The sequence below is a fragment of the Rhodococcus globerulus genome (assembly GCF_019334125.1).
GTDB classification, from domain to species: domain Bacteria; phylum Actinomycetota; class Actinomycetes; order Mycobacteriales; family Mycobacteriaceae; genus Rhodococcus_F; species Rhodococcus_F globerula.
Genome location: NZ_CP079698.1, coordinates 1,208,877 through 1,221,235 on the forward strand (window position 1 = coordinate 1,208,877; position 12,359 = coordinate 1,221,235).

At 61.4% G+C, this 12,359-nt stretch carries 8 protein-coding genes; 6 read left to right on the top strand and 2 right to left on the bottom strand.

Features of this window, described 5'->3' with window-relative positions:
- The first annotated feature begins 106 nt into the window (after positions 1–106).
- Positions 107–3,421: a protein kinase domain-containing protein gene (locus KYT97_RS05410; RefSeq protein WP_219111874.1), complete on the top strand. Its 3,315-nt coding sequence runs from the start codon at positions 107–109 to the stop codon at positions 3,419–3,421.
- Between the two features lie 379 nt (positions 3,422–3,800).
- On the opposite strand, the gene KYT97_RS05415 is transcribed toward KYT97_RS05410, so the two are convergent.
- A complete protein-coding gene (locus tag KYT97_RS05415; RefSeq protein WP_051730183.1) occupies positions 3,801–4,319 on the bottom strand; it encodes a C40 family peptidase in 519 nt (172 codons plus the stop codon).
- A gap of 422 nt (positions 4,320–4,741) precedes the next feature.
- Between KYT97_RS05415 and trxA the strand changes: the two genes are divergently transcribed.
- Positions 4,742–5,113: a thioredoxin gene (trxA, locus tag KYT97_RS05420; protein WP_033230835.1), complete on the top strand. Its 372-nt coding sequence runs from the start codon at positions 4,742–4,744 to the stop codon at positions 5,111–5,113.
- A gap of 68 nt (positions 5,114–5,181) precedes the next feature.
- Here the strand turns inward: trxA and polA are convergent, their stop codons facing one another.
- Positions 5,182–7,929: a DNA polymerase I gene (gene polA / locus KYT97_RS05425; protein WP_219111875.1), complete on the bottom strand. Its 2,748-nt coding sequence runs from the start codon at positions 7,927–7,929 to the stop codon at positions 5,182–5,184.
- A gap of 280 nt (positions 7,930–8,209) precedes the next feature.
- Between polA and KYT97_RS05430 the strand changes: the two genes are divergently transcribed.
- Genes KYT97_RS05430 through KYT97_RS05445 form a run of 4 tightly spaced genes read left to right on the top strand, consistent with a single transcriptional unit; the run spans position 8,210 to position 12,340 of the window.
- On the top strand, positions 8,210–9,520 hold the full coding sequence (locus KYT97_RS05430; protein WP_267951265.1) for a branched-chain amino acid ABC transporter permease: 1,311 nt from the start codon (positions 8,210–8,212) through the stop codon (positions 9,518–9,520).
- A gap of 6 nt (positions 9,521–9,526) precedes the next feature.
- Positions 9,527–10,516 (top strand): branched-chain amino acid ABC transporter permease, encoded by a 990-nt coding sequence (locus KYT97_RS05435; protein WP_033230837.1) that lies wholly within the window; start codon positions 9,527–9,529, stop codon positions 10,514–10,516.
- Entirely contained in the window at positions 10,509–11,537 is a 1,029-nt protein-coding gene (locus KYT97_RS05440) for an ABC transporter ATP-binding protein (RefSeq protein WP_033230838.1), read from the top strand. The genes KYT97_RS05435 and KYT97_RS05440 overlap by 8 nt, the downstream gene beginning before the upstream one ends.
- Positions 11,534–12,340, top strand: a complete 807-nt coding sequence (locus KYT97_RS05445) for an ABC transporter ATP-binding protein (RefSeq protein WP_033230839.1) — start codon at positions 11,534–11,536, stop codon at positions 12,338–12,340. Before KYT97_RS05440 ends, KYT97_RS05445 begins: the two co-directional genes overlap by 4 nt.
- Positions 12,341–12,359 lie beyond the last annotated feature (19 nt).

Genomic DNA, 12,359 nt, shown 5'->3' on the forward strand with positions numbered 1-12,359 from the left:
CCGAGAAGTGACGTGTGCATGTTCAAGCGACCGCGCTGCGGTCCGCTCGAGGCTTTCTCGGTGACGTTTACACACCGAAAGCAATTGCACCGGATCGAAGTAACTGATGATCGAGAATCATCCACCGCCGACGCAGCTCGGCGAAGTAACACAGCACGACGGACCGACACGGGCTGACCTGGTCACCGCGGAACTGACGGTGGCCGGATTCGCAGATGCCCGCGAGATCGGCCGCGGCGGATTCGGTGTGGTATTCCGTTGTTCCCAGCCCGCTCTGGACCGCGTCGTGGCCGTCAAGGTGTTGACCGGCGAATTCGACAGCGAGAATCTCGCCCGATTCCTTCGTGAACAGCGTGCGATGGGCCGATTGACCGGGCACCCGAATATTCTCAATGTCCTGTCGGTGGGCGCGACCAGCAGCGGTCGGCCGTACATTGTGATGCCGTACCACCTTCAAGGTTCGATGGCAGCGTGGATCCACGCCCATGGCCGGTTCGAATGCGAGGCGGCATGTCGCCTGGGAATCAAGGTCGCGGGCGCGTTGGAAACTGCGCACCGCGCGGGGATCCTCCATCGGGACGTGAAGCCGGCCAACGTGCTTCTGAGCGACTACGGCGAACCTGAACTTGCCGATTTCGGCATTGCTCACGTGAACGGCTATCGCAACGACCGGCCGCGGGTACACGTGGTCGACGCCTTCGAAACCGCCAAGGGCATCGTCACCGGTTCGCCGGCGTTCACGGCTCCGGAGATCCTGCGCGGAGATCAGTCGGATGCCGCTGCTGACATTTACAGCCTCGGCGCGACCTTGCTCGCAGCCATTTCCGGCAGACAGGTTCCGGACGTCGCCACCGAACCCGACCTCCCCCACGACTTACGTGTAGTCCTCGAACACGCGATGGCCGTGTATCCCGGTGACAGACCCACATCTGCCGCAGAATTCGGCGAGGAACTCAGGCAAACTCAACGCCGTCGCGGATGGTCATTGGACGAGATGGCATTGAATCCCGAACTCGGTGACCCGAATTCGAACAGCTCGAAGCCTCGCACCACCTTTTCGCCACCACGTGGAACCGGCCCCGTGTCCGGAAACGCCTCGACGCGTGGCCGAGACGACATGGGGAACCTACCGCTCGATCTGACCAGTTTCGTCGGGCGTCGCCGCGAGTTGACCGAAACGAAGAAGGCGCTGGCCGCCAACAGGCTGGTGACACTGGCCGGGGTCGGCGGTGTCGGTAAAACCAGACTTGCGCTGCAAGTTGCGAGAAGTTGCCGGCAAGCATTTCCCGACGGAGTCTGGTTGGTCGAACTGGGCGAGATCCGAGACGAGCCCCTGGTGGCCGAAACAGTGACCGCCTCCCTCGGGCTACGGAACCTCTCCGCCCGACCGGTACAGCAGACGTTGGTCGAGCACCTGCGTCCACATCGAACGTTGTTGGTGCTCGACAATTGTGAGCAGATGCTCGATGCCATTGCTGCACTGGCACAAGCGTTATTGCAGACCTGCCCGGAGCTGCGAATCCTGGCCACGAGCCGCGAACCACTCGGCATCGGCGGGGAGAGCGTGCTCCGACTGTCACCACTGACCGTCCCGGATCACGATCAAACACCCTCCCTGCAGGGATTGTCGGGATACGACGCGGTGACGTTGTTCATCGAACGTGCATGCGCTGTGCTTCCGACCTTCGCGATCACCGAGGACAACAGGGCCTCGGTGACGCAGATCTGCCATCAACTCGACGGGCTTCCACTTCCCATCGAGTTGGCGGCGGCCCGATTGCGTTCGATGTCCACCACTCAGATTCTCGAGCATCTCACTGACAGGTACCGGCTTCTGACCGGAGGCAACCGCACGGCTCCGACGCGCCAGCAAACCCTTCAGTTGTGCATGGACTGGAGTTACGAATTATGCACCCCGCTCGAACAGAAGCTGTGGGCTCGGCTGTCCGTGTTCACCGGCGGCTTCGAGTTGGATGCTGTGGAGGGAATCTGCGCTGACGAGTTGACATCGGCCGATGTGCTGGACGTGCTTGTATCGCTGATCGACAAGTCGATCCTCATTCGAGAGGAGCCGACGTCCGTGGTTCGGTATCGATTCCTCGAGACCCTGCGAGAGTACGGCGCGGAGAAATTGAAAGAATCCGGCGAAGCCGGACAATTACAACGTCGACATCGAGAGTGGTTCGAGCAGTTGGCATTACGGGCAGCAGCCGAGTGGATCGGACCCAATCAACTGGACTGGATCGATCGGTTGGGGCGGGAACAGCCGAATCTGCACGAGGCCATGGAGCTGTGCATCTCGGAATCAGGCGTAGACCATACGGAGGCTGGGCTTCGGATGGCCGTGGCAATTTTTCCGTTCTGGTTCTCCCGAGGGCTGTTCAGCGAAGCTCGACACTGGTTCGACCGAATCCTTGCCTGCGACTCCGAGACACCGACGGTCGCCCGATTGGAAGCGCTCTACGCTGACTGTCGGCTTGCATCCATCCAAGGCGACACCGAGGCGGGCGCTGCTCTTGCCGAGGAAGCGCGCGCGAGCGCGGAGTCACTGGGAAGTCCGGACGCGGATGCGCTCGCGTCGTACGCCTGCGGTGTTCTTGCCCTCTTCAGCGGCAACCCGAAGCAGGCAGTCACGGACATCTCACATGCATTCGAAGTGTTCCGCCCCGAGGACAACCTGCTGAGACATGTCTGGGCACTGAACCATCTCGGCCTGGCCTACCACCAAATTGGCGACACCAGCCGGGCCATCGCGTGCTACGAGGAGTCGCTCTCGATCACCGAACCGCTGGGCGAGATCGTGTACCGGGGACGTTCGTGCTGGAATCTCGGGCTCGCATTGTGGTCCGACGGTAACCAAGCGCGAGCGAAATCGCAGCTGAAGAAGGGGCTGACGCTGGCTCGGCTCGTGGACGATCCGTTCGGTTCGGCATGGTGCATGGAAGTGCTGGCATGGATCGCGGCAGACGCGAAGCGCTACGGACATGCCGCTGCGCTGATGGGCGCAGTGCAGACGTTATTGGACGAGATCGATACTCCGGCGATCCGTGTTCTCGGCATGACTGCCAATCACGAGGAGTGCGCACGAGTGTCAAAACTCCAGCTCGGTGCTCGAAAATTCGACACCGAGTTCAAGAAGGGCGCAAAGCTGAAGATCTCGGAGGCCACGGCGTTGGCGCTCGACGAGAATCCACCGGTCACTGTTCCGTCGAACCAAATCGGACCGAGCCTGACCAAACGCGAGTCGGAAGTCGCCGACCTCGTTGCCCAAGGGCTGACGAACAAAGCGATCGCCGCGAAACTGGTGATTTCGATTCGCACTGCTCAGGGACACGTCGAACATATTCTGACCAAGCTCGGGTTCAGCTCGCGTGCTCAGATCGCCGGATGGGTTGTCGAACAGGCACGAAACGTCACGTGAGGCTGAAGTGGGGAAACCGATCGCCCGGCTCCTTGCACCGAAACGCTACTCGCGACTGCTTGTCAGGCATCGCGTGCCGGACAGAATCGATCAGCGTGTACAACCACGGACCTTCATCCAACTCGACAATCGCGATGATCGGAATCCGCGCAGATGCTGACCCGCAATTCTCTCCTTGCACATATCGCCAGGAGACGATGGTGCCTGTGCCGCAGCACGGAACCGAGTGGAGAAACCGACAGCCACATTCAGGGCAGGACTGCGTCAGTGGTGCGGACAACCTTCCGCACCCATCGCAGTGCAGAATTGTCAGGCATCGAATATCTGTAGTTCGACTGTCCATCACTCTCTGCACCTCGCGACGTTGTGGGGCGTTAGATCAGTACCGGCGTGCGGCGTGGAAAGGCATCGAGTCGACCGGCGCGTACGTGACCGACTGTCCGGACGTCGGCGCGTGCACTACCGTGCCGTTGCCGGCGTAGATGCCAACGTGGTCGCCGCCGTAGTAGAGCACCAGGTCACCCGGCTGCAGGTCTCCTCGAGATACGGGGACACCACCGGCTTCCTGTGCGTAGGTCGTCCGGGGAATGGACACTCCGGCCTGCGCGTATGCCCACTGAACCAATCCGGAGCAGTCGAACGAGCTAGGTCCGGTCGCGCCCCACACGTACGGTGCCCCGACCTTCGACTCCGCCGCGCTCACCGCCTGCGATCCGGCTGACGAGTAGAACGCAACCTGCTGAACGTGCGTCGACTGAGACGGAGCCGCCAGCGGTTGAGCACTCGCACCGGCGGTAGTCGAGGCAAAGGCTCCTGCGGTGAGTGCACCGATAATGATGGCGCTTCGAAGAATGCGGGTCAGAGCGGCGTTGGTTCGAGAGGTTGTGCGTACAGCCATGAGCTTGTGGATTTCCCTTCAGGATGTCCCGCAGCCCGATCGGGTTGCGGCGATGCCCACAACTCTGTCGGCGGTTCGCGCTCCTGCCTTCCGCTGAACTGCCCATGGCATACCTGTTTCGGTTTTCCGCCCGGAACCACGTAATTTATGTGCCGCGCGTCACCCGGTGCCACAAATTTGGCGCAGATCTTCAGACCTACGAGTTCGTTCAACCCCAGGAAAATATGCATTTATGCTGGTAGATGCACTAACAAGGCTCTTCAGATAGGCGCACGTAGGTACCTGACCGGGTACTTCGGCCCCGTCCACGCGGCCTCGTACGCAATCCGGTCGGCGCTGCAGGGAAGAATTGGCGATTCCTCGGCGTTGCACACACCAACAGCTGCTGCTTCACAGCGCACCGAACTATGGAAAGGACCCTCGTGGCCACCCAGACCCTCACCCAGGCAAACTTCGACGAAACCATCAACGGCAGCGATGTCGTGCTCGTGGACTTCTGGGCTTCGTGGTGCGGCCCGTGCCGCCAGTTCGCTCCCACTTTCGAGGCTTCCGCGGACAAGCACTCCGACGTTGTCCATGCGAAGGTCGACACCGAGGCCGAGCAGGGTATCGCCGCAGCGGCGAACATCCGCTCCATCCCGACGATCATGGCTTTCCGTGAAGGTGTCCTCGTGTTCAACCAGGCCGGCGCTCTGCCCGCCCCCGCGCTCGAGGATCTGATCACTCAGGTCAAGGCGCTCGACATGGACGAGGTTCGCAAGCAGATCGCAGAGCAGTCGGCTTCCGCCGAGTAACTCGCACAACAAAAAGTGGCGCAGGGAAATCGAATTCGATTGCCCTGCGCCACTTTTCATTGCAGACCTCAGTGAGCGGCACTGTCCCAACTGCGGCCGGTGCCGACCGACACATCAAGCGGAACGGACAGCTCGATAGCGGTGGACATCTTGTCCTTGACCAATGCTGTGACCTGCTCGAGCTCGGAAGCCACGACCTCGAGTACCAACTCGTCGTGAACCTGCAACAGCATCCGCGACTCGAGTCCCGCATCGGCAAGTGCCTTCTGGACGTTGATCATCGCGACCTTGATGATGTCGGCTGCCGTGCCCTGAATGGGCGCATTGAGCGCGGCGCGCTCGGCGACCTCGCGACGCTGACGGTTGTCGCTGTTGAGATCGGGCAGGTAGCGACGACGGCCGTAGAGCGTCGAGGTGTAGCCGTCCTTTCGAGCCTGCTCGACCACTGCGTGGAGGTAGTCACGTACTCCGCCGAATCGCGCGAAGTAGGCATCCATCTGCTGCTTTGCCTCTTCGGTCGAAATCTTGAGTTGTGACGCCAAACCGTATGCACTGAGTCCGTAGGCAAGTCCGTACGACATCGCCTTGACCCGACGACGCAATTCCGGGGTGACCTCCTCGATCGGCACACCGAATGCGCGCGAACCGACAAAGCTGTGCAGGTCCTCACCGGTGTTGAATGCCTCGATGAGTCCTTCGTCGCCCGACACGTGGGCCATGATCCGCATTTCGATCTGGCTGTAGTCGGCGGTCAGCAGAACGTCGAAGCCGTTGCCGACCACAAAACCGTCGCGGATCTCGCGTCCCGCTTGGTTGCGCACGGGAATGTTCTGCAGGTTGGGATCGGTGGAAGAAAGGCGTCCGGTTGCGGCGACGGTCTGGTTGAACGTGGTGTGGATCCGCCCGTCCTCGGCGACCGACTTGAGCAGCCCGTCCACGGTGACCTTCATGCGTGTTGCGTCGCGGTGCGCGAGAAGGTGCTCGAGGAACGGGTGCCCCGTCTTGTCGAACAGGCCCTGCAACGCCTCGGCGTCTGTGGTGTACCCGGTCTTGGTCTTCTTGGTCTTGGGCATGTCGAGATCCTCGAACAGCACAACTTGCAGCTGCTTCGGGGAGCCGAGATTGATCTGCTTGTCGATCACTGCATACGCCGAGTTGGCGGCGTCGGAGACTTCGGAGGCGAACCGGCTCTGGAGATCGTGCAGATGCGCGGTGTCGACCGCGATACCGGTTGCCTCGATCTGAGCGAGTTCGATTGTCAACGGCAACTCCATGTCCGAGAGCAGTGACGTCGACTCGATCGACTCGAGTTCATTGTCGAGCGCCTGTGCAAGGTCGAGCACGGCCTGGGCGCTGAGCATCGCCGTTTCCGCCGCTTCGGCGTCGAGCTGATCAGTGTCATCGAGCAGCGAAAGCTGTTCCTGCCCCGACGATTCGGCACGCAGTTCACGCTTGAGGTAACGGAGCGAGAGGTCGTCGAGATTGAAGGAACGCTGACCCGGACGCACCAAATAGGCCGCGAGCGCGGTGTCGCTGGTCAATCCACCCAAGGTCCACCCGCGTCCACGCAAGGCGTGAATTGCCCACTTGGCCTCGTGCACAGCCTTGGGCGCAGACACATCGGCGAGCCAATCACCCAGCGCTGCTTCGTCTTCCGCAGTAGCCGAGGTGGTGGAGATGTAGGCACACTCGCCGTCAGATGCAGCGATGGCAAGCGCTGTGACGTCTCCAGCGAACGTGCTGCGCGTTCCGAGGACGGTGACTCCGTGGCGGGATCCGGTACGCGCGTGTGCGTCCAGCCACTCCGCCACCGCACCCGGCGCAAGTGCGTCGCCGCTGACCTCGAAACCCTCTTCTGCTTCGGGCTCGGAAGATGACAGGGTCGCAAACAGGCGATCTCGGAGAACCTTGAACTCGAGGTCGTCGAACAACGCATGGATCTTCTCGCGATCCCACGGAGCCAGAACCAACTGCTCCGGTGTGTACGGCAGCGGCACGTCGCGGATCATCTCGGTGAGCTGACGGTTCAGCAACACGTTGGCGAGGTTCTCCCGCAACGAATCGCCCACCTTGCCCCGGACCTTGTCGACGTTGTCGACCAAACCCTGAAGGTCTCCGTATTCGCGAATCCACTTGGTAGCGGTCTTCTCCCCTACTCCAGGAATGCCGGGAAGATTGTCACTCGGGTCGCCGCGCAGCGCCGCGAAATCGGGGTACTGAGCCGGTGACAGGTTGTACTTCTCCTCGACCGCGTCCGGCGTGAACCTGGTGAGCTCCGACACGCCCTTCTTCGGATACAGCACCGTCACGTTCTCCGTGACCAATTGAAGCGAATCGCGGTCGCCCGTGACAACGAGTACGCGGTACCCGAGCGCTTCGGCTTGCGTCGTCAACGTGGCGATGACGTCGTCGGCTTCGAAGCCGTCCTCGGCCATGACCGGAATCCCCATGGCGCCGAGGACGTCCTTGGTGATGTCGATTTGCCCCTTGAACTCGTCCGGAGCCTTGGCTCGTTGCGCCTTGTATTCCGGAAACAACTCGGCGCGGAACGTCTGACGGGAGACGTCGAAGGCAGCTGCCAAGTGGGTGGGCTGTTCGTCACGGAGCAGATTGATCAGCATCGACGTGAAGCCGTACACCGCATTGGTGGTTTGACCACTCTGTGTCTTGAAGTTTTCCGCGGGCAACGCGTAGAAGGCACGAAATGCCAGAGAATGCCCGTCGAGAAGCATCAAAAGTGGACGATCGTCTGCCTTGCCGGATGTACCGGTAGCGGCGGTGGACGTGCTGGACCGAGTCGTGGTTGCGGGGCTCACGGTTCATCAGTCTAGGGATTCGGACCGACACACATGCCGCCCACGGTCCTTTACGCAGGAACCAGCCCGAAATCAGGTCAATCGCCCCTGCGCGCGGCTTCGATACGGAACCGAAACATGCCGGAAATCGCAGAACCCCGTCTGAAGCGAACAGAGCCGTTAGAGTCCGGAAATCGCAGCAACGGGCTGACACCTCGCTGACTGCGCGGCAACCTTGTCCCGACCCGCTCGGAGGACGTACGTGGCCCCACCCGTAGTGAAACGGCATACCCTCGCCACATTGAGCCGAATCCTGGCCTTTGCCCTGCTCGTGATAGTTGCTGTACTCACATTCGCCGCAACCGCGTCGGCGCAGGAACCGACCGATACCCCCGAATCTCCGACCGTATCCACCGCACCGGCAGTGCCGGCCAATGCCGTTCCCGTCAGTGGCAATCTCAACAACGGTGGAACGCGACTCGAAGGAGTGACCGTTCGCGCTCTCGATTCGTCCGGCACCGAAGTCGCAACCGGCGTATCCGCCCAGAACGGCCGCTGGGAATTGGCGGTTGCGCCGGGTGTCTACACATTCGAAATTGTTGCCGACACCCTGCCGGACGGGGTGAGCGTGCAGGCCACCGTCGAACGCGAAGTGGTCGCCGGCCGCGCGAACACCGTGATCTTCTCGTTCGGCGAAGTGCGCACCGCCTCCAATGTGAGCTTCGGCGAAAAACTCATCAGAACTACCGTCGACGGTCTCCGCTTCGGACTCGTGATTGCCATCGCCGGTGTCGGATTGAGCCTGATCTACGGAACCACCGGGCTGACCAACTTCGCACACGGTGAGATGGTGACGCTGGGCGCCGTCGCCGCATGGGCATTCAACACCTCGGTCGGCATCCCCCTGATACCGGCGACGGTGCTCGCCATCCTCGTCGGCATCGGCATCGGCTTGCTCACCAACGGGATCGTGTGGAAACCCTTGCGTAAACGCAAGACCGGACTGATCGCGCAGTTGGTGGTCTCGATCGGTCTTGCCATCGCCTTGCGCTACCTGATTCTGATCTTCTTCTCCGATCGCGCCGAACCCTTCGACGACTACCAAGGTCAGGTCGAGAAGAACTGGGGACCGATCGCACTGACCGACGCCAATGCCGCTGTCATGGTGGTCAGCCTGATCGTGTTGGTCGGCGTGGCACTACTTCTGCAGAAGACGCGCATCGGCAAGGCGATGCGCGCCGTCTCCGACAACCGCGATCTCGCCGCGTCGTCCGGCATCAACGTCGAACGCGTGATCATGTTCGTCTGGGGACTGGGCGGCGGATTGGCCGCCCTCGGCGGCGTCTTGTTCGGCATCTCCGAACTCGGCGGCCGTGTCCAGTGGGAAATGGGCTTCAAACTCCTGCTCCTGATGTTCGCCGGTATCACTCTCGGCGGACTCGGCACCGCCTACGGCGCGCTTCTCGGGTGCGTCATAGTCGGTCTGCTGGTTCAGCTTTCGACGCTGATCATCAACCCCGACCTCAAATACATCGGCGGGCTTCTCGTCTTGATCGTGATCCTCGTGGTTCGCCCCCAGGGCATCCTCGGATCCAGACAACGGATCGGGTGAGTGGATATGGACATCATGGGAGCACTCCAGGTCTCCTTCGCCCAGTTCATCGGGCCGTCGGCGATCTTCTACGCATTGTTGGCCATCGGCCTCAACCTGCACTTCGGGTATGCCGGACTGCTGAACTTCGGCCAGATCGGCTTTGCCCTGCTCGGCGGTTACGGCGTCGGCATCATGACGGTGACGTACGACCAACCGCTATGGCTGGGAATCATCGTCGGACTGACCGCCGCCGGCCTTCTCGCGTTGGTCCTCGGCATACCGACTCTTCGCCTTCGCGCGGACTATCTCGCCATCGTCACCATTGCCGCTGCGGAAATCCTGCGACTGATCTTCCGGTCAACGGCATCGGACTCCGTCACCGGATCAACCAACGGACTCTTCAGCTTTGCCGAACCCTTCACCTCACTGAGCCCGTTCGATTCCGCAAAGCAGTACTCGTTCCTCGGCGTGAAGTTCTACGGCGACGACCTGTGGTCGATGGTCGTGGGATGGACCCTCGTGCTGATCCTCTGCGGGATCGTCTACCTGCTCAGCCACAGTCCATGGGGTCGTGTCCTCAAAGCAGTCCGCGAGGACGAGGACGCGGCACGGTCGCTGGGAAAGAACGTCTTCGTGTACAAGATGCAGGCGTTGGTCATCGGTGGCGTGATCGGCGGTATGGCCGGAGTCTTCAACGCTCTACAGACCAAATCCATCAACCCCGATTTCTACTCGACGGCTCAGACCTTCTTCGCGTTCGGAGCGTTGATTCTGGGCGGTGCCGCAACGGTATTCGGCCCGGTCGTGGGAGCGATGCTGTTCTGGTTCCTCCTCGCCATCCCCGACGCATTGCTCCGTCAGGCGATCTCGGGCGAGAACCCGCTCCTGTCTTTGACGGAACAGCAGGTCGGCGCGACGCGCTACGTACTACTGGGTTTGATGATCGCTCTCCTGATGGTGTTCCGGCCGCAGGGAATACTGGGTAACAAGCGGGAGGTGCAACTCAATGCTTGACGCCGAGACACGAGCACAGATCTTTGCCGACGTCCCCCACGTTCCGGGATCGGCCAAACCCGACCCGGTGTTGGTGGCCGACAAGGTGTCGCGGACGTTCGGTGGCCTCAAGGCCGTCGACGTCGACCATCTCGAAATCCAACGCGGATGTATCACCGGGCTGATCGGTCCTAACGGCGCCGGGAAAACCACGCTGTTCAACCTTCTCACCGGCTTCGATCGACCGGACACCGGAACATGGTCGATGGACGGTCAGTCCTTGGGACGCATGTATCCCCATCAGGTGGCGCGTAAAGGCGTGGTCCGCACGTTCCAGCTGACCAAGGCGCTGTCGAAACTGACGGTGCTCGACAATGTTCGGCTCGGAGCCACCGGGCAACGCGGCGAACGAATCTTCACGTCGCTGCTGCCCTGGACCTGGAAGGCACAGGAACGCGAGATCACCGAGCGCGCCCGCGAACTTCTCGGACGATTCAAGCTGGACACCAAAGCCGACGACCTTGCCGGTTCACTGTCGGGCGGGCAACGCAAACTCCTCGAAATGGCACGGGCACTGATGACGGAACCATCCGTCGTGATGCTCGACGAGCCCATGGCAGGCGTCAATCCCGCACTGACACAGAGCCTGCTCGGGCACATCAAATCGCTACGCGACGACGGTATGACGGTCGTCTTCGTCGAACACGACATGGACGTGATTCGTGACATCAGCGATTGGGTGGTCGTCATGGCTCAGGGCAGCGTCATCGCCGAGTCGACGCCGGACGAATTGTCGTCGAACACAGCAGTCGTCGACGCCTATCTGGGAAGTCATCACGATCAGGCCCTCGAATTCGACGACGAGGGCAACCCTGTGGGCGACACCGCCGTTCTCGCGGCCGCTCTGGCCGAGGCCGAAGTCGAGACGCTCGAAGCCGGCGGTGATCTGTCGGAGCCGGATCTGGGGAACCTACCGGTCGAGGTTGTCGAGGTGCTCGAATCCAGTCCGGAGGAATCGCGCGGAAGGCACGAGAAGCCATGAGCGAGAACGAAGCACGGTCACTCACCCCCGCTGAATTTGCCGCAACTCCCGAGGAACACGCACGCCTGTCGGCGGGTGCGCTGCTTCGCGCGGACAGCGTGGTGGCCGGTTACATTCCCGGCGTCAACATCCTCCGTGAATGCAACTTCTTCCTGAAGGAAGGCGAAATCGTCGGCATCATCGGGCCGAACGGCGCCGGCAAGTCGACGCTGCTCAAATCGCTGTTCGGGCTTATCCCCGTCCGCGAAGGCTCGGTCACTCTCCGGGAGGACAACATCACGTCCGCTCCCGCACACGTACTCGTCCAGAAGGGAGTCGGATACGTTCCCCAGACTCAGAACGTCTTCCAGTCCTTGACTATCGAAGAGAACCTCGAAATGGGAATCTATCTGCGTCCCAAGTCCTTCGCGGAGCGGTTCGCTTTTGTCAGTGACCTGTTCCCACTTCTGAGCGAACGCCGAAAGGTCAAGGCCGGCGCGCTCTCCGGCGGAGAACGTCAGATGGTCGCGATGGGCCGGGCCCTGATGATGGATCCGTCGGTGTTGCTCCTCGACGAACCGTCTGCCGGCTTGTCACCGATGTTCCAGGACGAAGTGTTCATCCGCTGCAAGAAGATCAATGCAGCCGGTGTTTCGGTGATCATGGTCGAGCAGAATGCGCGCCGGTGCCTGCAGATCTGCGATCGGGGGTACGTGCTGGATCAGGGCAAGAACGCGTACACCGATACGGGAGCCAACCTCATGAACGACCCCAAGGTGATCGAGTTGTACCTCGGAACGCTGGCCGGCAGCAAGGAGAAGTAACCACGACTGAAAAGGTGGG